This is a genomic window from Streptomyces sp. Tu6071 (genome assembly GCF_000213055.1).
GTDB classification, from domain to species: domain Bacteria; phylum Actinomycetota; class Actinomycetes; order Streptomycetales; family Streptomycetaceae; genus Streptomyces; species Streptomyces evansiae.
The window spans coordinates 734,699-754,585 of record NZ_CM001165.1; the positions used below are offsets into that span (position 1 = coordinate 734,699).

At 71.4% G+C, this 19,887-nt stretch carries 17 protein-coding genes; 5 read left to right on the forward strand and 12 right to left on the reverse strand.

Features of this window, described 5'->3' with window-relative positions; genetic code table 11:
- Positions 1-52 precede the first annotated feature (52 nt).
- Both STTU_RS03015 and STTU_RS35175 read right to left on the reverse strand, forming a co-directional pair.
- Positions 53-907 (reverse strand): oxygenase MpaB family protein, encoded by an 855-nt coding sequence (locus STTU_RS03015; protein ID WP_007819718.1) that lies wholly within the window; start codon positions 905-907, stop codon positions 53-55.
- Positions 908-1,072: 165 nt separating this feature from the next.
- Entirely contained in the window at positions 1,073-1,270 is a 198-nt protein-coding gene (locus STTU_RS35175) for a hypothetical protein (RefSeq protein WP_234019123.1), read from the reverse strand.
- 97 nt (positions 1,271-1,367) lie between these two features.
- Between STTU_RS35175 and STTU_RS03020 the strand changes: the two genes are divergently transcribed.
- Positions 1,368-2,615, forward strand: coding sequence for a ThuA domain-containing protein (locus STTU_RS03020; RefSeq protein WP_007819721.1), 1,248 nt, complete (start codon positions 1,368-1,370; stop codon positions 2,613-2,615).
- A 219-nt stretch (positions 2,616-2,834) separates the two neighbouring features.
- Here STTU_RS03020 and STTU_RS03025 read toward each other — a convergent pair whose 3' ends face one another.
- Complete coding sequence (locus STTU_RS03025; RefSeq protein WP_043253929.1) at positions 2,835-3,275, reverse strand: winged helix-turn-helix transcriptional regulator; 441 nt, start codon at positions 3,273-3,275, stop codon at positions 2,835-2,837.
- Between the two features lie 116 nt (positions 3,276-3,391).
- On the opposite strand from STTU_RS03025, the gene STTU_RS03030 reads away from it, so the two are divergent.
- Entirely contained in the window at positions 3,392-4,876 is a 1,485-nt protein-coding gene (locus STTU_RS03030) for a DHA2 family efflux MFS transporter permease subunit (protein ID WP_007819724.1), read from the forward strand.
- Between the two features lie 371 nt (positions 4,877-5,247).
- Here the strand turns inward: STTU_RS03030 and STTU_RS03035 are convergent, their stop codons facing one another.
- Positions 5,248-6,066: an SAM-dependent methyltransferase gene (locus STTU_RS03035; RefSeq protein ID WP_007819725.1), complete on the reverse strand. Its 819-nt coding sequence runs from the start codon at positions 6,064-6,066 to the stop codon at positions 5,248-5,250.
- Positions 6,067-6,488: 422 nt separating this feature from the next.
- Between STTU_RS03035 and STTU_RS03040 the strand changes: the two genes are divergently transcribed.
- The gene (locus STTU_RS03040; RefSeq protein ID WP_007819726.1) at positions 6,489-7,031 is read left to right on the forward strand and encodes an RNA polymerase sigma factor; all 543 of its coding nucleotides are present in this window, start codon (positions 6,489-6,491) and stop codon (positions 7,029-7,031) included.
- Entirely contained in the window at positions 7,028-7,648 is a 621-nt protein-coding gene (locus tag STTU_RS03045; RefSeq protein WP_234019124.1) for a hypothetical protein, read from the forward strand. The genes STTU_RS03040 and STTU_RS03045 overlap by 4 nt, the downstream gene beginning before the upstream one ends.
- Before the next feature lie 295 nt (positions 7,649-7,943).
- Here STTU_RS03045 and STTU_RS03050 read toward each other — a convergent pair whose 3' ends face one another.
- The gene (locus STTU_RS03050; RefSeq protein WP_007819728.1) at positions 7,944-8,561 is read right to left on the reverse strand and encodes a TetR/AcrR family transcriptional regulator C-terminal domain-containing protein; all 618 of its coding nucleotides are present in this window, start codon (positions 8,559-8,561) and stop codon (positions 7,944-7,946) included.
- Between the two features lie 63 nt (positions 8,562-8,624).
- Here STTU_RS03050 and STTU_RS03055 point away from each other — a divergent pair, with 63 nt between their 5' ends.
- On the forward strand, positions 8,625-10,088 hold the full coding sequence (locus tag STTU_RS03055) for an FAD-dependent monooxygenase (protein WP_007819732.1): 1,464 nt from the start codon (positions 8,625-8,627) through the stop codon (positions 10,086-10,088).
- Between the two features lie 283 nt (positions 10,089-10,371).
- On the opposite strand, the gene STTU_RS03060 is transcribed toward STTU_RS03055, so the two are convergent.
- The 7 genes from STTU_RS03060 to STTU_RS03090 form a co-directional block, all read right to left on the reverse strand.
- The gene (locus STTU_RS03060) at positions 10,372-11,577 is read right to left on the reverse strand and encodes a Gfo/Idh/MocA family protein (RefSeq protein WP_007819734.1); all 1,206 of its coding nucleotides are present in this window, start codon (positions 11,575-11,577) and stop codon (positions 10,372-10,374) included.
- 100 nt (positions 11,578-11,677) lie between these two features.
- Positions 11,678-13,273 carry a peptide ABC transporter substrate-binding protein gene (locus STTU_RS03065; RefSeq protein ID WP_007819736.1) on the reverse strand — a complete coding sequence of 532 codons (1,596 nt, stop codon included), beginning with the start codon at positions 13,271-13,273 and terminating at the stop codon, positions 11,678-11,680.
- Between the two features lie 56 nt (positions 13,274-13,329).
- Positions 13,330-14,346, reverse strand: a complete 1,017-nt coding sequence (locus STTU_RS03070; RefSeq protein WP_007819738.1) for an ABC transporter ATP-binding protein — start codon at positions 14,344-14,346, stop codon at positions 13,330-13,332.
- Positions 14,321-15,334 (reverse strand): ABC transporter ATP-binding protein, encoded by a 1,014-nt coding sequence (locus tag STTU_RS03075; protein ID WP_009070104.1) that lies wholly within the window; start codon positions 15,332-15,334, stop codon positions 14,321-14,323. Before STTU_RS03075 ends, STTU_RS03070 begins: the two co-directional genes overlap by 26 nt.
- Entirely contained in the window at positions 15,334-16,260 is a 927-nt protein-coding gene (locus STTU_RS03080; protein WP_043253931.1) for an ABC transporter permease, read from the reverse strand. Before STTU_RS03080 ends, STTU_RS03075 begins: the two co-directional genes overlap by 1 nt.
- Entirely contained in the window at positions 16,253-17,182 is a 930-nt protein-coding gene (locus STTU_RS03085) for an ABC transporter permease (protein ID WP_043253932.1), read from the reverse strand. Before STTU_RS03085 ends, STTU_RS03080 begins: the two co-directional genes overlap by 8 nt.
- On the reverse strand, positions 17,176-19,266 hold the full coding sequence (locus STTU_RS03090; protein WP_234019125.1) for an ROK family protein: 2,091 nt from the start codon (positions 19,264-19,266) through the stop codon (positions 17,176-17,178). The genes STTU_RS03085 and STTU_RS03090 overlap by 7 nt, the downstream gene beginning before the upstream one ends.
- Between the last annotated feature and the right edge of the window lie 621 nt (positions 19,267-19,887).

Genomic DNA, 19,887 nt, shown 5'->3' on the forward strand with positions numbered 1-19,887 from the left:
CGCCCGCCCGGTGCCGCGCACCCACCCCGCGCCACGCCCCCGCCAGGTGCCGTCAGCCGCCGAGCGCCCAGCGGATCGCGTGCGTCACGCCGCGACCCGCCGCCCGCGACACCACCGCCCCGGGCGCGCTCAGCGGGCGCAGGCCGAGGCGGGCGCGGGCCCACGGCGGCAGCGTCTCGATCGCGCCGAGGACGAGCCCCGCGTACGGCAGCCGGGCGGGGGCGGGCAGCGGGGGCTCGCGCAGCAGGTAGCGGGCGACGTCGAGCGCTTCGGGGGTACGGCGCAGGGCGGGGCGGTAGGCGTCGAGGCAGCGGTCGAGCGCGGCCCGGTCGTGGGGCACCTCCGTCGCGCCGAGCGCCTCGGCGACCCGGGCCGCGTCCGCGACGTAGCCGTCCGCGCCGGCCGCGTCGAGCGGGTGCGCGCCGTACCGCTCGTGCGCGCCGAGGAAGCAGCTCACCTCGGCGACGTGCACCCAGCGCAGCAGCTCCGGGTCGGCCGCGTGGTAGGGGCGGCCGTCCGGTGCCGTGCCGCGCACGCCCTCGTGGACCTCCCGTACCCGCGTGACGGCGCACTCGGCGTCGTCGGCGGTGGCGAACGTCGTGGTGGCGAGGAAGGTGCTCGTGCGCTGCAAGCGGCCCCAGGGGTCGCCCCGGTAGCCCGAGTGCGCCGCGACCGCCGCCATCGCGAGGGGGTGGAGCGACTGGAGCAGGAGGGCGGCGAGGCCGCCGACGAACATCGAGGCGTCGCCGTGCACGACGCGGATCGGCCGTCCGGGCCCGAACCAGCGCGGCCCCGGCGTCTCGTGGATACGGGCCCGCACGGCGCGCGCCGAGGGCCCGGCCACGCGCGCGAAGAGCGCTTCGTGCGCGCGCTCGCGCAGCGCCTCCAGGACCGTGTGCTCCGCCATCCGCCGTCTCCCTCGTCGCCGTGCCCCGCGGGGCTCACCTGCCCCGGCACCCGGCCGCGCGAACCGGCCGCGCGGTACGTACCCCCGGAAGAGGGACGTACGGCGGGCGCCCCCGTCAGGTGGGGCGCCCGCCGGGCGAGGGGGCGGCGCGTACTCAGCGGCGGGTCACTGCTTGACCGCGCCCGCGTGGGCGCCGCGCACGAAGTGGCGTTGGAAGACGAAGAAGAGGACGGCGACGGGCACGGTGGCGAGGAGCGCGGCCGTGCGCTTGAGCGGGTACGGGGGCCCGCGGGGCGGGAGCGAGGGGTCGTTCCCGCCCCGGGGCGCGACCGGCAAGCCATCCCGCGACTGGTCCGGACTCACACCGACGCGCTTATTGACGTGCACACGCCTTCAACCCTTGAATCCTGATGCGGGGCTCCGCACCCCCAACTCGCCCCGCACAGGAGGTACTTCCCCCATGACCCCCACCCGTACGGCCGCGTTCCCGAGACGTCTCCTGGTCGGTCTGCTCGCGCTGTTCGCCGTGGTCCTCGGCTTCCAGACCCTCCCGGCCCCCGACGCCCGCGCCGCCGAGCCCTTCAAGGTGCTCGCGTTCTACGACGGCACCTACGACGCCGCGCACATCGACTTCGTCCACGAGGCGAACGCCTGGTTCCCGCAGCAGGGCGCGGCGAACGGCTTCACCTACACCTCGACCTCCGACTGGGGGCAGCTCAACACGGCCAACCTGGCGAAGTACCAGGTGGTGATCTTCCTCGACAACTACCCCCACACCGCCTCGCAGCAGGCCGCGTTCAAGACTTTCATGGACAACGGCGGCGGCTGGATGGGCTTCCACGTCTCGGCGTTCACCACGGACCCGGGCGACTGGCCCTGGTACCACAACACCTTCCTCGGCACCGGGGCCTTCCGCGGCAACACCTGGGGACCGACCCAGGAGACACTGCGCATCGAGGACGCGGGGCACGCGGCCACCGCCGGTCTCCCCGCGACGATCACCTCGTCGGTGAGCGAGTGGTACAGCTGGCAGAACGACCTGCGGCAGAACCCGGCGATCGACATCCTCGCCGCGATGGACCCGTCCACGTTCCCGATCGGCACGGACCCCAACCAGACCTGGTACAGCGGGTATTACCCGATCTCGTGGACCAACCGCGACTACCGCATGATCTACAACAACTTCGGCCACAACGCGATGAACTACAGCACCAACACCCGCCTCTCCTCGACCTTCGCGAGCGCGCGGCAGAACACGTTCCTGCTCCAGGGCCTGCGGTGGCTCGGCGGCGCCCCGGGGCCCTCGAACCCGCCGGGCGGCGGCGCCTCGGGCGCGATCGTCGGCAACGGCGGCAAGTGCGTCGACGTCGCGGGCGCGTCGAGCGCCAACGGCGCGGCCGTGCAGCTCTACGACTGCAACGGCACCGGCGCCCAGACGTGGCAGGTGGCCGCTGACGGCTCGCTCCGCGCCCTCGGCAAGTGCCTCGACGTGACCGCCGCCGGAACCGCCAACGGCACGACCGTCCAGCTCTACGACTGCAACGGCACGGGCTCGCAGACCTGGCGCACCGGCGCCAACGGCTCCCTGGTCAACCCGCAGTCGGGCAAGTGCCTCGACGCCACGAACAAGAGCACGGCCAACGGCACCCGCCTCCAACTGTGGACCTGCTCGGGCGCGACGAACCAGCGGTGGACGCTGCCGGGCTGACCGGCTCCGCACCCCGCAGGCCCGAACAGCCGATGCACCGGCGCCGGTTGCCGCGAACCGGCGCCGGTCGCGTTTGTTTCGGGAGTGCCGGTGTCAGGCGGGACGGTCGCGGTGGCCGCATGACCTCCTGGACGGTGTCCGGCGGACCGGCGACCTCACGGGCCACCGTGGGTCGTTCCGCGCCCCGCACTTCTCCTCTCGCCAGGCGCCGGACCGCGCCTACTTCGTGGCGGGGACCCTAGAACGCGAGGCGCGCTCGGGGGATTCCGCCGGGGCGGCGTGCTCGGTGTCGTAGACGAGGTGCGCGTGCGCGATGTCCACGGCGTGCCGTTCGGCCCAGCTCACGAGGGAGAGCAGCGTCTCGTACAGTTCCAGCGCCATCGGCGTGCACGCGTACTCGACGCGGGGCGGCACGGTCGGGTGGACGGTGCGCACGAGCAGGCCCTCGCGCTCCAGCTTGCGCAGATTGAGGGTGAGCATACGGCGGCTGACCCCCTCGACCTGACGCTCCAACTCCGTGAAACGCACGGGGCCCTTGGCGGCGGCGACGAGGATGCCGACGGCCCACTTCCCGGCGACGCGGTCGAGGACCTCGGCCACCGGGCACGCGGGGTTCACCGTCTCGGCCTGGTCCGTCACATCCGTGTGCCCCTGGGACATAAAAGTGCCTCCTTACGGCGGGCGCCATGGTTACACATGATGGCTCCCGTAACAAACACGCACCCATGAAAGGGAGTTCTGTGTTTTCTGCAGCCGCGTCCCCGGAGGCGGGCGCCATGTCACGTCGGCTGGTACTGGCCGTGCTGTGCGTCGGGCAACTGATGGTGATACTCGACGGCACCATCGTGAACGTGGCCCTGCCCGCGATACAGGAGAACCTGGCCATGTCGGCCCCGGCCCTGGCCTGGGTGGTCAACGCGTACCTCATCCCCTTCGCCGGGCTGCTGCTCCTCTCGGGGCGCCTCGGCGATCTCTTCGGCCGCCGCCGGGTGTTCCTCGCGGGGCTCGCCCTGTTCACCCTCGCCTCCCTGCTGTGCGGCCTCGCGCCGAACGCGGGGACGCTCCTCGCCTTCCGGTTCCTCCAGGGGGTGGGCGGCGCGGTCGCCTCCTCCGTGACCCTCGCGATGGTCGTCACGCTCTACTCCGGGCCGAAGGAGCGGGCGAAGGCGCTCGGCGTCTACAGCTTCGTGCAATCGGCGGGCGGCACACTGGGGCTGCTGCTGGGCGGAGCACTCACCCAACTCGTCGGCTGGCACTGGATCTTCATCGTCAACGTGCCGATCGGTCTCGTGGTGCTCCTGCTGGCACGGCGCGAGCTGGGCATCGAGGAGACGACGCGCACGGGGCGCAGCCTGGACGCGCCGGGCGCGATCCTCGTGACGGCCGCGCTGATGACCGCCGTCTACGCGATCGTGGAGAGCGGCGATCACGGCTTCGGCTCCTCGCGCACCCTCGGCTGCGGGCTCGGCGCCCTCGTCCTGCTCGCGGCGTTCCTCGTCCGGCAGGCCCGTGGCACCGATCCGCTCCTGCCGCCCCGCATGTTCCGCTTCCGCAATGTGTCGGGGGCCCTGGGCACGCATCTGCTCCTGATCTCGGGGATGTTCGGCTTCCAGTTCCTCGCGGTGCTGTACATGCAGCGCGTTCTCGGCTTCGACGAGATCCGCACGGGGCTGGGCGTCACGCCCGTCTCGCTGCTCATCGGGGCGATGTCGCTCTTCGTCGCGCCGCGCCTCATCGCCCGGATCGGCGCCCGCCGGATGCTCGCCGCGGCGCTCGTCCTCATCGCCGCCGGCCTCGCGCTGCTCGGCCAGGTCAGCGCGAACGGCGCGTACCTGACCGACGTCTTCCCCGCCACCGTTCCGCTCGGCGTGGGCTTCGGGCTCGCGATGCCCTCGCTCGCCGGACTCGCGATGTCGGGGGCGACCCCGAGCGATGCGGGCCTCGCCTCCGGGATGTTCAACTCGGTCCAGCAGATCGGCGCGGCCCTCGGTCTCGCCGTCCTCTCCACCCTCGCCGCCTCCCACACGCGCACACTCCGCGCCGAGGGCACCACCGAGCCGACCGCACTCACCGAGGGCTACCAACTCGCGTTCCGGGTGGGCGCCGCCCTGGTCCTGACAGCCCTCGTGGTGGCAACGGCGGTACTGCGCGACCGCCCCGCGTCGGCAGAGGCGGTGGAGGCGGCGGCGGAGGCGGAGGCGGAGGCGGAGGCGGAGGCGCCATCTCGTACGGAGGCGGAGACGTGCACGACGCGGGGCTGACCGGCACGTCGCGGGGGCGACCCGGCACCCCACGAGTGCCCGGGTTTCCCTCCGCCGCACGTGAACCCACCAAGGGATATCCCGCTCATGAGCACCCGGACCACTATTCCCCGGGGCGCGTGATCGCGAGGGAGATCCCTTCCCCAGCGGGCCGCGTGTGCGGCGACGGGAGCGCGTCGGCCGTGAGGTGGTGCGGGCCGCGACCGCTCCCGCACCACCCGCGACACGCTCCACCGCCGCCCCTCACGCTCCGCCCCACTCCCGTCCAAGAAGGCGTCGGCACCCCTCACGAGGTCGCCCTCGCGCTCACGCGTAAAAGTTCGCGGCCGCTTCAACAAACCGGGTTCTCGGCTGGCAGACTTGCCAGTAGATCAGGGGCGTTGGGCGACCGCCCCGTAGCACGAGGCCTCCGGATCCGTGAGCGGTTCGTCCGCGGCGGAAGGGCGCCAGCGGGGGGTGGAGGTGACGCCGGGATCGAGCAGGTCCCAGCCGTCGAAGAAGCGCGTGAAGGTGGCGCGGTCGAGAGCGCGCGTCGGCGTTCCGGCCGACGTGTAGACCTGCGTGAGATGGGCGGTCTCCTGGGGCGCGAAGTCACCTGTGAGGTGGCTGATCACCAGGGCGCTGCCCCGGGGGAGCACCGCCTTGAAGGTCTCGCAGAGCTGATGGGCGCGGTCAGGGACGAAGTGCAGCAAGGCGTTCATGCTGAGCGCGACCGGCTGGGTGAAGTCGAGGGTCTCGGCGGCGGCCTTCAGCACGGCCTCGGGATCGCCGACGTCCGCCTGCGCGTAGGCGGTGCGCCCCTGCGATGAGCCCCGGAGCAGGGCTTCGGCGTGCAGCAGGACGATGGGGTCGTTGTCCGCGTAGACCACGCGCGCGCGGGGGTTCACCTCTTGGGCGACCTCGTGGAGGTTGGGCGAGGTGGGGATGCCGGTGCCGATGTCGAGGAACTGCGTGTAACCGTGTTCGGCGAGGTAGCGGGTCGCCCGGCGCATGAATCCGCGGTTGGCGCGGGCGGCGGTCCGGGCGTACGGGAAGACGGCCAGCGCACGGCCCGCCGCCTCCCTGTCCGGAGGGAAATTCGTCGTCCCGCCGAGGAAGTAGTCGTACATCCGTGCCGAATGCGGCACGTGAATGTCCAGGGTGACCTCTACGTCCAGCTCCGTGTCGGCATGGTTGGTGCCCTCAGCCACTTGCTCCCCCTCAGTCACCGGCCCGCGCGCCGCTGCGGCGGCGCGACGGGGCTGCGTCGGGGTGGCGCGTGCTGGCGAACCCTGGCGCAACCACCAGCACTATGCCCACACCGGCGGCCCGACATTCAACCCCCGGAAAAGTCACCGCATCATCACATCCCTCATCGATCAGAAGTGATCGCTTTTCGCGCGAACAGGTTCGAACAAATCGATCACAGTTGTCCTCCGGTGTTCGAACGCGGAGATTGGCTGATTACCTCTGCGGTACGTGAACGAAGGGGATGATTCTGCGCTCCAATATGCCTGTGGGGACGGCCAGTTCCCCGTTGGCCGCGGTGCCGGACGTTGCGGATTCCCGCCCCGCCCGCCGCCGCCTGTACCGGGTGGTGCCCTGCACGGGTGTCACCAGGAGAGGATGGGCTGTGAACGAGAGCGACCGGATGGTGCGGGGTCTGCGCGTGACGTTCGACGCGTTCTGTGAAACGCACGAACGGGCCTGGAGCGGGTTCGCCCTCGCGCGGCTGCGCGAGGAGGGCATGGCACGTGAGGTCGTGGCCCGGACCCGGGAACGGGTCCAGCTCCGATGGAGCTGGCTGATGCGGCAGGCGGTCCCGGCGCTCCACGCCTGGGGGTTCCTGAAGGAGGAGATCGTCGCGGCGCTGGCCGAACACCAGGTGAGCGCCGATACCACTCCGGCTCCCGACTGGGTGGAGAGCGTGCGCGGCGCCACCGTTCGCGCCCTCGACCTCGCGGAGAGCCACGGCAGCCACGAGGAGCTGTACGCCGCGATCCGGCGGCTGTCCGAGCGGCGCCATGATGTGATCGTCCTGCGGTACGTCCTGAACCTGCCGGACGCGGACATCGCCGACTACCTGAACACCACCGAGACCACGGTGCGCTCCACCGCGAGTCAGGCCCTCAACCGGCTGGCCAGGATTCTCGACGGCAGGCAGGGAGAAATGTGACCAGCAGCCCCCGTCCCCTGCCCGAACAGGCATATCCGGGAGAGGGAAGAGAGATGGAGCGGCTCCTGTCGGCTCCGGTTCTCCTGCCTTCCGATCAGGAACAGGCCGCTCACGAGATGGACCTCGCGGCCGCGCTCGTCCTTGCGATGCCGACGGCCGCCGCTTCCCTCGACCTGCTCGTCAACAACGGGGACATCCACCCCGAAGGCGCTCTCGTCTTCGGAGCGCTCCTCTACCTCGCCGACCACCGCGACGCCTGTCAGTTCTGGCTCCAGTTCGCCGCCGGCGCCGGAAGCTACACCGCGGCCTCGCTCCTCAGCCTGCTGCACCGCAGCCTGGCCGAGCTCCGCGATGCGGAGGTGTGGCGGCGGGCAGCCGAAGCCCTGGCCACCGGACGCGGGCAGGCACCCAGGATCGCGGACACCGCGGACAAGCTCCTGCCCGAGCACGTGCGCGCCGACATCATCAACCGCTGCCACGAAGGGCTCGACGTGCGCCTCCCCCCACGGCTGGCGGCGATCATCCACCAGCTTCCCGTCGACAGCGACGACCCCGAGTACGGCGAAGTGCCCCAGGTGAAGGCCGGCCTCACCCGGCGACTCGCCGCAGCCGGGTAGCCCCCCGGGTACCCCGCGAGCCCGCGTGACGAGAGACACGCCGGGCGCGAAACGGGGATGTGCCGGCCGGGCCCTCCACGCCATGCCCCGTCCCGCGCGCGTTCCCGGTCGCCACGGACCGGACCCGTCAACGGGCGAATGCCCGCCGCCGCGTCCACACGGCGGACCGCCGCGTGAGCACACCCCGGTCGAGGGAACACCTGGACCCGCCTTCCCCACCCCGCACACGATCGGCGTCGGATCGACCGCAAGGCCACGCGGACAGACACGGAACGAGCTTGAGCGCCCTTCCGTTTCACACCCCCAGGATGCGGGAGAGCCCGTAGTCGAAGCGCTCGTCGAAGGAGGTGTCCTCGAAGTAGGGGGCGGCCCGGGAGAGTGAGGGGTACTCGCCCGATTCCAGCCGTCGTACGAACGCCGGGCCCCTCACGTCGGGCTGCGCCTGTTCCTCCTGGGCCAGCCCCAGGGTGAAGTAAACAAGGCTCCAGCCGGTCCAGACCGCCTCGCGCTCCGTCAGCCCGCCGGCCAGCAGCGCCTCGGTCATGAGGTCGGCGAAGCGGAGTGTGGCGGGTTCCGCGGCGTACGTACCGGCCACGATCCTGGCCCCGTCCCGGTGGGCCAGCAGGGCGCGGCGGTAGCGGCGGAAGAGTTCGCGGACCCGTGGCTCCCAGGGCTCGGGCAGCCCGTCCACCGGCGCCCCGGCCACGATCGCGTCCGCCATCAACTCCAGCAGCCGTGCCTTGGTCTTGGCGTGCCAGAGGACTGTGTTCATCCGGACGCCGAGCCGGTCCGCGATGCCCCGGATCGAGAGCCCGTCCGCACCTTTCTCGTCCAGCAGTTCCAGGGCCGTCCGCACCACCGTCGCGGGGTCGAGCCGGGTCCGGGCGAGATCCTCCGCTTGCTTCTTGGTCACTGACCCAGTCTACTGGACGCGTCACACCTTGGTCACCGACCAAGGCTCTTTCGAGGAGCTGCCATGGAACACGAACACGTAGTCATCTCAGGGGGCGGCCCCACCGGGCTGTGGCTGGCCGCCGAACTGCGGCTGGGCGGCACACCCGTCACCGTCCTGGAAACCCGTCGCGAGCAGGATTCCCACTCCAAGGCCCTCACCCTCCACCCGCGCACCCTGGAGGTCCTGGCCACCCGGGGCGTGCAGGAGCCCTTCCTCGCGGAGGGGCGGCGCATCCCCAGCGGCCACTTCGGCGGGCTCGACGACCGGATGGACTTCGAGGCCCTCGACACCCCCTTTCCCTTCACACTCGCCCTGCCGCAGGCCCGCACCGAGGAGCTGCTGGAGGAGCACGCGGTGGCGACCGGAGCCACAATCCGGCGCGGGCACCACGTGACCGGACTCGTCCAGGACGAGGACGGGGTGAGCGTCGAGGCAAGCGGCCCCGACGGCCCGTACACACTGCGCGCCGGTTACGTCGTCGGCTGCGACGGCACCCGAAGCACCGTGCGCGAAGCGGCGGGCATCGACTTTCCCGGCGACGACGCCACCACCTGGGGCTTCCTGGGCGACGTCGTCCTGGACAACCCGCCACAGGCAGCGGTGTCCGCCGTGTCGGGCCCGACAGGCGGCGTCATGGTGGTCCCGATGCCGGGCGGCATCCACCGGATCGTCGGCGGCGACCCGGACAGCACCGGCGCGGGCCACCCCGGCGAACTCACCCTCGACGCGCTGCGCGCCAAGGTGACCCGGATCGCGGGCACCGACTTCGGCATGCGTGACCCGAGCTGGCTCTCCCGGTTCGGCAACGCCACCCGCCAGGCCGCCGAGTACCGCAGGGGCCGCGTCCTGCTCGCGGGCGACGCGGCGCACATGCACTACCCGGCCGGAGGCGTGGGCCTCAACGTCGGCGTCCAGGACGCCATGAACCTCGGCTGGAAACTGGCCGCCACAGTCGCGGGCACCGCCCCCACCGGACTCCTGGACAGCTACCACACCGAACGCCACCCGGTCGGCGCCGACCTGCTGCTCAGCACCCGCGCCCAGACGGCACTCATGAACGCCTACTCGGCGGAGGGGCAGGACCTGCGCGCACTGCTCAGCCAACTCATCGCCACCGTCCCCGAGTTCTCCCGGAGCCTGGCCGAACGGCTCTCCGCGCTGGCCGTCCACTACCCGGCCCCCGCACCCCACCACCCCCTGACCGGCCACCGCGCGCCCAACCTCGAACTCTCCGACAGCACGGACCTCTTCACGCTGCTCCGCACCGGCCGCCACGTCCTGCTGGACTTCACCGGCACCCCGGCGCCGCCCTCCCCGCACGTCATCACGCACACCACACACCGGCCCGACCCGCGCCCCGCCTGGTCCACCGTGCGTGCCGCGCTCGTCCGCCCCGACGGCCATGTCGCCTGGGCGAGCGAACAGCCCGACGCCGAAGTTCTGCGGGCCGAGGCGCACGCGGCGGTATCCGCCACTCACCGCTGAGCAGGACGCCGCGACTGCCGACGGCCACCTGGCCATCGGCAGTCGCACCACCCGCACCACCCGCACCCCCCGCACCGCCAACCTCCGGGCCCGCGTCCGTACTTCGGTCCGTGCGGTGCGGATCGTGGGGCGTCGTTGAAGCCGTCAGCACAACCGCTGGCCCCGGCGATCACGTCGGCGCGGTCACCTCGGTCATCGTGCCGTCGTCCAGGGCGAGGGAGATCGCTCCCGACGCCGATCCGGTGGACGCCGACCCCCGCGCCGACACGCCCCGCCGGGTGGCTCAGCTCACCGTGGGCTCGGCCTCGACCGCCTTCCTCACCTGGTCACCGTGGAAGTACGCCTCGATCTCCGGGCGGAGAGGCGGGACCGGGACCACTCCTCCCCCGCTGCGGATAGACCGCGTTCCGGCGACACCGGCCGCCACCGACTGCCGCGCGGCGACCGGGGACGTCATCGTCGGGCCGCCCGTGAGGGCGAAACGGACGAACTCGGAGATCAGCAGCGGGTCGGCCCCGCCGTGGCCGCCCTCGGCAGGCGGCACCTCGATGATCTCGTCGGCCTCGCCCTGATAGGAGTCGGAGCGCTTGTTCCAGAGCTTGACCGTCGCGGCGTCGTCGTCGCCGAAGTTCTCCAGTCGGCCCTCGGTGCCGATGATGGTGTAGTTGCGCCAGTAGTCGGGCGTGAAGTGGCACTGCTGGTAGGAGGCGAGTACGCCGTTGTCCAGCACCAGGTTGGCCATCGAGATGTCCTCGACGTCGACCTGCGGGGCCATTTCCCGCTGGGCGGTGGGCGGCCAGTTCTCCTTGTCGTACCAGTCCCACATCCGGCGGTCGGAATTGTCCCGCCGGTCGGTGATGTCGCCGTAGACGCTCAGCGCCCCGACGGCCGAGACGGTCGTCGTGTAGCCACCGGCCAGCCAGTGGATGACGTCGATGTCGTGGGCGCCCTTCTGGAGCAGGAGCCCGGTGGACTTGGTGCGGTCGGCGTGCCAGTCCTTGAAGTAGAAATCGCCACCCGTGGAGACGAAGTGGCGGCACCAGACGGCCTTGACCTCTCCGATCCGGCCGGCGAGGACCGCGTCGCGCATGGCCCTGATCACCGGCATGTGCCGCATGTTGTGCCCGATGTAGAGACGGGTCCCGGTGCGGTACGCCGTCTCCAGGATCAGGTCCGCGCTCGCGACGGTGATCGCCATCGGCTTCTCCAGGAAGGTCGGCACCCCCGCTTCCAGCGTCCGCACCGCGTGCTCGGCGTGCAGGTGGTCGGGCGTCAGGACCATCACCGCGTCGAGGTCCATGGCCAGCAACTCGTCGATTGCGGCGGTCACCCGGACGCCGTCGCCGATCTTCTCCGCCGCGTCGGCGCGACCGCGTTCGTCGGTGTCGCACACGGCGACCACCCGCGAGCCGTTCCCCGGGTTGTGGGCATACCGCCACAGGCTCGACCTGAGCCCGAAGCCGATGATGCCGATACGTGCGTCAACCATGTGCGATGACTCCTCGTTGTGTTGCTCGGTGGCCGTCGTCCGTCGCCGGGGCGCGACCGGGTGCGGCGGCCCGCTGCGGCCCTCGCCCCCGGCGCGGGGGTCAGTGGCCCGTTCCACAAGTGATCTGGGTCCGGTAGATCTGCATGTCGCCGCCGGCGGAGTGCGGCTTGAGGCACGGGTCGTGCGCGATGTACATCACCTGGTAGTACAGGGGCTGGATGACCTGGTCGGAAAGGATGGAGCTCTCCGCCGCCCGCCAGTGCCGGTCGGCCTCCGCCGGGCTTCTGGCGGCCCACGCCTTGGCGACCTCGGAGGAGGCCGTCGGATTCGTGTATTTCAGGCGGTAGTTGGCGTCGACCATGATGGAGGCCACCCACTCCGACGCGCTCGGGAAGGACGAGCCCCACAGGGCGAGGCTGGGCCCGTCCAGGGCGTAGTTGTTGGTGTCCGCGCCGAGCGCGGCCGTCGGCCTGGGCTGCGGCTCGACCTTCAGCCCGATCCTCTTCGCCTCGTTGGAGATGGCCAGCGCCGCCTCGGCGAAGGTGGTGTCCGTGGAGTCGTAGAGGAGCGGGATGGTGCCCCTGAACCCCGACTTGTCGAGCAGTTTCCTGGCGGCGGCGGGGTCGTAGGAGCAGGTCGTGCCGCAGGGGTCGGGGCGGTAGGCGGACACCGAGTTCGGCATCAGCGAGCGGGCTGCCTGACTGGAGCCGAGGAAGAGGTTCTTGGAGATGGCGTCGCGGTCGATGATCATCGAGAACGCCTCCCGGACCTCCTTGGGGTACTTCTTGTCCAGGTAGGTCGGCCAGGTGATGTAGGTCTCCAGCGTGTTCCTGGGAACGGGGGTCAGGGCCTTGGCGCCGAGCGCGTTCCTGCCCTGGGCGATCAGGCCCGGTGGCAGGCTGCGCAGGACGGCGGTGTTCCCGGCGACCACGTCCTGGTAGGCGGTGTTGGCGTCGTTGTAGACCCGGAAGGTGATCTTGTCCGCCGCCCCCTCGGGTATCCAGCCCTTGTAGTCCTTCCGCCGCTCCACGACGGCCTCGAACTGCGGTTTCAGCTTGGTGAGGACGTAGGGACCGTTGGTGACCGGCTTCTTGTCGTAAGCGATCGGGTTCTTGAACGCCGACTCCGGCATGGGGCAGAACGGCAGAGTCGCCAGCATGTACGGCAGGTCGTTGTTGGGGGCGTCCATCGTCAGGGTGAAGGTGTCCTTGCCGGTCACCTTCAGGCCGGACAAGGTGGTCCTCTTCGCCTTCCCCTTGGCGGGATTCAGCGCCGGATAGCCCGCCACGTGCGCGTAGGCGAAGTTACTGGCCATCGCGTGGGACCCGAGCGCGGTGAAGTTGAAGGAGTCGACCCAGGTCTTCGCGGTGACCGGCGTGCCGTCGGAGAAGGTCCGGCCCGGCGCGACCTTGATCGTCCAGGTGACCCGGTCGGAGCTGGTGACGCTCTCCGCCGCGTCCATGTGGACCTTGCCGGCGTCGTCGATCCTGGTCAGCCCCTCGCACAGGGCCATGCCGATCTGGCTGCCCGGGTTCTGCGGGCCGGTGATCCGGGCGATCGTCGCCATCTGCACGGCGGTGAGGGCACCCGACCGGAGGTCGCTGCCCGAGGTGCCGTCGAGGCTGCCGCAGCTCGTCAGGGCTGTGGAGACGGCGACGACCGCGACCGCGGCGACGGCGGTTCTGGCGACTCGCAATGGTGTTCCTCTCGGGAGGACCGGGCCGCGTGCGCGGGTCCGGGCGGGCGACGGGGTCAGGAGGCCCGGTAGGGCAGGCCGATCTGGGAGGACCGCACGTCATCGGCGCGCAGGCAGGCCGCCCGGTGACCGGCGCCGATCTCGGTCAGCGCGGGGACGGTACTGGCGCAGTCGGGCACGGCGGTGTAGCAGCGGGTGTGGAACGGGCAGCCCGGCGGCGGGTCGATCGGCGACGGCGGGTCACCCTCCAGCACCACGCGGTCGATGCGGTGCCCCGGTGGCAGCCGCTTCGGCACCGCCGACAGCAGTGCCCGGGTGTAGGGGTGCGCCGAGGTGCCGTAGACGGCGTCGCACGGGCCCTCCTCCACGATCTTCCCGAGATACATCGTGACGATCCGGTCGGACATGTGCTGGACCACGTCGAGGTCGTGCGCGATGAAGACGATGGTCAGGCCGTGCTTCCGCTTGAGCCCGTTGAGCAGGTTCAGCACCTGCGCCCGGACGGAGATGTCGAGCGCGGACACCGGTTCGTCGCAGACCAGCAGGTCGGGGCCGAGCGCCAGCGCCCGCGCGATACCGACGCGCTGGAGCTGGCCGCCGGAGCACTCGTGCGGGTACTTGTCCGCGTGCGCCGGGTCCAGCCCGACGTCGGCCATCAGCTCGTCGACCCGGTCGTGGACGCGCTGCCGCGGCAGCGACTTGTGGGTGAGGATGCCCTCCGCGATCGATTCACGGATCGTCCGGCGCGGGTTGAGCGAGGCGAACGGGTCCTGGAAGATCAGCTGGACGCCCCGGTGGAAGGCGCTCTTCTCCGCGCGGCTCATCCCGGCGACGTCGCGTCCCTTCCACAGCACCCGCCCCGAGGCCGGTTGCTCCAGCCCGACGATCAGCTTGGCGAGAGAGGACTTCCCGCAGCCCGACTCGCCGACGACGCCGACGGTCTCACCGGCCGTCACGTCGAGCGTCACGCCGTCGACTGCCCGGACCGTGCCTGTCCGGCGGGCACCGAACGTGGAGCTCTTCGGCTTGTACGCCTGCTTGACGTCCTCAAGCGCCAGCAACCTGGTAGTCATCCATGGCCTCCTTCCAGTGGTGACAGGCCGCCGTGCGGCCGGCGGACACCCGGTGCGCGGGCGGGGCCTCCCCGCGGCACAGATCGGTGGCGAAACGGCAGCGGGGGTGGAAGCCGCATCCGGTGGGCCGGTTGTCCAGCTGAGGGGGCAGCCCCGGGATGGTCGGCAGGTCCGCCCCCCGGTGCTCCGGCCCGGGGATCGAGCCGAGCAGGCCGATCGTGTACGGGTGCGCCGGCCGGTCCAGCAGTTCGGCGATCGGTGCCTGTTCGACCGCGCCGCCCGCGTACATCACCAGTGCCTCCTCGGCGATGTGGGCGGCGACTCCGAGGTCGTGGGTGATGAGCATGAGGCTCATGTCACGCTCCCGCTGGAGTTCCGCGAGCAGGTCGAGGATCTGTGCCTGGACGGTGACGTCGAGCGCGGTGGTCGGCTCGTCGGCGATGAGGAGTCTGGGCTCCAGGGCCAGCGCCATGGCGATCATGATCCGCTGCCGCATGCCACCGGAGAACTGGAAGGGGTAGTGCCTGGCGCGGTTCGCGGCGTCCGGTATCTTCACCGCCCGCATCATGTCGACGGCGGCGGTCTCCGCGTCCCGGCGGCTCGCGCCGCGGTGGATGCGGTACACCTCGGCGATCTGCCGGACCACCGGCACCACGGGATTCAGCGCGGAGAGCGCGTCCTGGAAGACCATGGCGACGTCGGCGCCCCGCACCTTGCGGAACGCCTTGGGCGCGAGGGCCAGCAGGTCGACGCCGTCGAGCAGGACGCGCCCGCCGGTGACGCGCGCCGGTGGCGTCGGCAGGATGCCCATGATCGCCTTGGCGGTGACGCTCTTGCCGCAACCGGACTCCCCCAGCACGGCCAGGGTCCTGCCGCGCTCGATGCTGAAGCTGAGGTTCTGGACGGCGGGCAGCCGGCGGTCGCCGGAGCGGAACTCGATGCCCAGGTTCTCGACGTGGAGCAGCGGGTGTTGCCGCGGGTTGTTCATCAACGCCCCCTGGGGTCGAGCACGTCACGCAGGTTCTCGCCGAGCACGACGAAGGCGAGGGTGGTCAGGCCGAGCATTCCGGCCGGGAAGAACATCAGGTGCGGCGCGATCTGCCAGTTGCCGTTGGTACTGGCGGCCGCGATCTGGACGCCCCAGGAAAACGTCGGGAGCTTGATCCCGACTCCGAGGATGGAGAAGCCCGCTTCCGCCGTCATGGCGGCGCCGACGCCGAGAGTCGACATCACGACCAGCGGTGTGATCGCGTTGGGGACGACGTGCCGTCGCAGGATTCCCCAGTGCCCGACCCCCAGCACACGGGCGGCCTGTACGTATTCGAGTTGTTTGACCTGGAGCACCGAGCCGCGCAGGTACCGCATCGTTCCGGCCCAGGTGAAGAGGACCAGGACGAAGACGATGGTCCAGACGGTCCGGGACCTGAACTGGTAGAGGATCACCAGGCTGGCGATCCCGACCGGAACGCCCAGCACGATGTCGGCGATACGGGAGATGACGGTGTCCACGAGGCCGCCGAAGTATCCGGCGAGCGCACCGGCGACCGTCGCGATGACGAACGTGAAGAGCGCCACCAGCAGGCCGACCTCCAGGGAGATCCGCGCTCCGTGGACCACGTTGGAGAAGTAGTCGCACCCCTGCATGTCGAAGCCGAAGGGGTGCCCCTCACGGGGGCCCAGCCTGGACTGGATGAGCGAGCAGTCCCGCGGGTCGGTGCGGGTGAAGAGCCCCGGTGCGACGGCCATCAGCCCGACCGCCGCGATGATGAGGACGGAGAGGATGAAGAACGGCTGGCTCCGGGTGCGGCGCAAGCCCTCGGCCATCAGCCCGCGGCGCTTCTCGCCGCCCCGCGGGGGGACCGGTGTCTCGGGTACGGCCCCGGTCGCGACCAGGGCCTCGACGGCATCAGACATGACGGACCCTCGGGTCGATGATCGGATAGAGCAGGTCGACCAGGAGCGCGGTCACCAGGTAGAAGAGCAGCAGGAACACCGAGACGCCGACGACGACCGGCCCCTGCTGCTGCGCGATCGCGGTGGACAGGGTGCCGCCGAGGCCGGGCAGGTTGAAGATGGTCTCGATCAGTACGGAGCCGCCGAGCAGACTGGCCAGGCTCAGCCCCAGGTAGGTCACCACCGGCAGGAACGCGTTCCGCAGTGCGTGCAGCCAGACCACGCGGCCCGGTGACGCGCCCTTGGCCCGTGCTGTCGTGATGTAGTCCGCCTTCAGGACGTCGACCAGGCTCGTCCGGGTGAGTCTGGCCAGCGGTGCGGCGGTCTCCAGCGCCAGTACCAGCGCCGGCATCACGAACGCCTTCGGGAAGCCGGACTGCACTCCCGCGATCGGCAGCAAGTGTCCCTTGATGCCGACCAGGTACTGGGCGAAGTAGGCGACGAGGAAGCTCGGTACGGCGAGGAAGAGGACGGTGAAGAGCAGGTTGAACTTCTCCGGGATGCCGTCCTTGCGCAGCCCGGCCCATACCCCCATCAGCACACCGATGACGATCTTCAGCACGAAGGCGGAGAGCGCGAGCGCCAGGGTGTAGGGGAAGGCGGTCTTGATCAGCTCGGTGACCGAGTTGTCGTTGAAGTCGTAGCCGAAGTTCCCGTGCAGGACGTTGCCCAGGTACTTCCCGTACTGCACGAAGAACGGGTCGTCCAGGTTGTACTGGTCCCGGATGGCGGTGATGCTCGACGGCGAGAGCCGCTTGTTGCCGCCCGCGAGGGCGAGCACCGGATCGCCGGGCACCAGGAAGACCAGCAGGTAGATCAGGAGCGTCGAGCCGACGACGGTCGGGATCATGAACAGCACGCGCGTGATCGTGTACCTCAGCACCGGCTTTCCTCCTCGTTCTCGCGGGTGGAGTGGGTGACGGGGGCGGCTGGCGGGTCGACGCGGCAGCGCTCCCCGTCACGCAGCAGCGAGAGCCAGGCCGCCTGGACCGCCGCCAGCGTGGCCCGCGCCTCCAGGACCGAGCGGGCGGGTCCGGGGGTGGCCGCCGACGGGTGCGGCAGCGGCTCGGGCGGGGACAGGGGCACAGGTCCCGGCGGTTCGGAACCCCCGGCCCGGATGAACCGCACGTCGTCGCCGACGCCCTCCAGCCGCCCCGCCGTTCCCACGACGGTGTAGAAGCGCCGGCCGGGACCGGCAGCCCAGCCGCGCAAGTACCCGGCGGACACCCCGTTGTCCAGCGTGAACGCGATCGCCGAGACCTGCGGCTCGCCGCCCTCCCGCCCGGCCGGGCCGGGCGCGGAACCGACAGCGCCGCAGGACTCGGTGGTGCCCCGGGCGAGCCAGTGGAGCACGTCGACATCCGAGGCGAGCTGATCCCTTGTCACCGCTTCTCCGTCAGCGGCGAGATGGCGGCACCAGACAGCAGTGACGTCGCCGACCAGTCCGGCGTCGACGCAGGCCCTGAGGGTGCGGACGGCCGGGGATCTGCGCGGTGCGTGGTCGACGGCCAGCGACACGCCGTCGCGGACCGCCACCTCCAGCAGCTCGTCCAGCTCGTCCAGCGCGGGCGGCGGCGCCGCGAGCGTGACCGCGATCCCGCGCGCCAGTACGGCCCTCGCCGCCTCGGCGCGCGCAGGTCCCGCCAGATCGACGAACACGTGCTCGGGCGCGGGGTCGAGGGCCAGCAGGTCGGCCACGTCGGCGTGGCCGCGGATGCCGCTCGCCCACGGCGCCGCCCTGACCGCCTCGCCCAGCGCGCCGCCGCCGTCCAGCAGGGCGAGCCGCGGCACGGCCGGGGACCGGTCGTCGCCGCGGCTGAGGTCGGGGCGCACGCGCGGCGGCGCCACTCCGTCGGTGCCGTAGATCGCGGTGGAGAAGTCCTCGAAGGCACGATGGGCGGCACCGACGCTGACCCCGTCCCGGCCGAGCGAGGCCGGGGTGATCACGACGTCGAGCTCGCCCGCGCCCTCGGCGAACTCGCCGACCGCCGCCGCCAGGTCGGGCCCGAGCAGTTGCCCGTACCGGGCGAGTTCGCCGCCGAGCACGACCACGTCGGGATCGACGGCCAGTACGAGTGCGGCGATCGCGGGGGTCATGGCGGAGACCAGCACTTGCTGCGTCCTGATGCCCTCGGCGTCCGACGGATCGGCGAGCAGCCGCTCCAGGGGCCGTGAGATCCGGGCGATGGACTCGTTCAGCGGCCCGGCGGGGACCTCGATGTCGCTGAACGACCGGAGGAGGCCGACCTCACCGGCGCTGCTGTGGCGGCCCCGGAGCACCGCTCCGTCGACCGTGATCCGGGCCGAGACGTGGTGCCAGGTGAGCGCGTACACGCCGGTCCCGGCGCCCTCCAGCGCGCCGAAGCGCGACTCGGCCGCGGCGGCGAGCGACAGGTCGTTGTCGACGGCAGCGGGGACGCCGAGCAGGTCGGTGAAGCGTGCCGCCAGGTTGGTGCCGACCCAGGAGCCGACCGGTGACGTCAGGATCTCGCCGTCCCGGCTCACGAGCCCCGCCACCCCGATCCCGGCGGCCCGCAGGTCGGCACGGCTGAACCCGGCGCGAGCGAGCGTCTCCTCGATGACGGCCACCACCGGCCCGAGCTCCGGGGCGGCATCGGTGCAACTGGGCCGCCCCGAAGGGCCGAGCGCGACGGTACGTCCCGCCAGATCGGTGAGCAGGACGCGCATCTCGGCCCCGCTCAGGTCGACGCCGACGACGACGCCCGTCTCGGCCCGGAACCTGGACTGCCTGGCCGGCCGCCCACCGGCCTCGCCGTGCTGTACCTGGTCCGCCGCGGTCTCGACCAGGCCCTCGGCGGTGAGATCCGCCAGCGCCGCCTCGACGGTCGGCCGCGACAGCCGCGCCCGGGCCGCTGTCTCGGCGACGGTGGCCCGGCCGAGGTCCCGGATCGCGGCGACGCAGAGCGCCCGGGAACCGTTCACCCGCTTTCCGTCCGAACTTGCCACGCAACGGCCTCCTCGCTCGCACCGCCAGGACACGACACACGGGTTTCGCAGCAGCTTTCTTATTGCTTAAGAAGACTGTTGCGTAACAGAGTCGGGCTGGTGCCGTCCTGAATCAAGACACCGTCCGGCATGTGGACACCCTCTGAGTGCCCTTCGTGCCCTGGGGAGTTGACGCGGTGGCCGGCCTCCGCGTCCCGCCGCCCGCTGCGACCGGTCCGTTCACCCGGCCTCCTGGGAGGACATTCGACGGTGCGGCGCGCAGACTCCCGGGGCGCTCGTCGGGCGGGGGCGGCTGCGTCACGGAAGCGGTGGTCGGCCTTGCCGGTCCAAGGAGAACGACCGGGTGGTGCACCCGCACTGCGGCCAGGCCGAGTCCACATGCCTCGACCCGGCGGGCCAAAGGCCGTTGCCCGCCCGCCGCGCGGCGACGAGAAGGATTCCGTCCCCAAGGCGTCGACCAGACGGTTGAGTTGTACCGCACGCGCGGCGTTCCCCTGGAAGACGAACACCAACGGCTTCACGCCGCGTGCGAGGACGGTGCACGGCGTGGTGGAGGTGGAGGGCCGGGTCTGCCGCTGGCGCCCTGGCATCCGTGCAGCCGTATGCGACGGACCCCGCAGG

Bases quoted from the DNA above. Each gene is read 5' to 3' on its own strand.
- STTU_RS03015 (WP_007819718.1), bottom strand. From the start codon at position 907: ATGGCGGAGCACACGGTCCTGGAGGCGCTGCGCGAGCGCGCGCACGAA.
- STTU_RS03020 (WP_007819721.1), top strand. From the start codon at position 1,368: ATGACCCCCACCCGTACGGCCGCGTTCCCGAGACGTCTCCTGGTCGGT.
- STTU_RS03025 (WP_043253929.1), bottom strand. From the start codon at position 3,275: ATGTCCCAGGGGCACACGGATGTGACGGACCAGGCCGAGACGGTGAAC.
- STTU_RS03030 (WP_007819724.1), top strand. From the start codon at position 3,392: ATGTCACGTCGGCTGGTACTGGCCGTGCTGTGCGTCGGGCAACTGATG.
- STTU_RS03055 (WP_007819732.1), top strand. From the start codon at position 8,625: ATGGAACACGAACACGTAGTCATCTCAGGGGGCGGCCCCACCGGGCTG.
- STTU_RS03060 (WP_007819734.1), bottom strand. From the start codon at position 11,577: ATGGTTGACGCACGTATCGGCATCATCGGCTTCGGGCTCAGGTCGAGC.
- STTU_RS03070 (WP_007819738.1), bottom strand. From the start codon at position 14,346: ATGACTACCAGGTTGCTGGCGCTTGAGGACGTCAAGCAGGCGTACAAG.
- STTU_RS03075 (WP_009070104.1), bottom strand. From the start codon at position 15,334: ATGAACAACCCGCGGCAACACCCGCTGCTCCACGTCGAGAACCTGGGC.
- STTU_RS03080 (WP_043253931.1), bottom strand. From the start codon at position 16,260: ATGTCTGATGCCGTCGAGGCCCTGGTCGCGACCGGGGCCGTACCCGAG.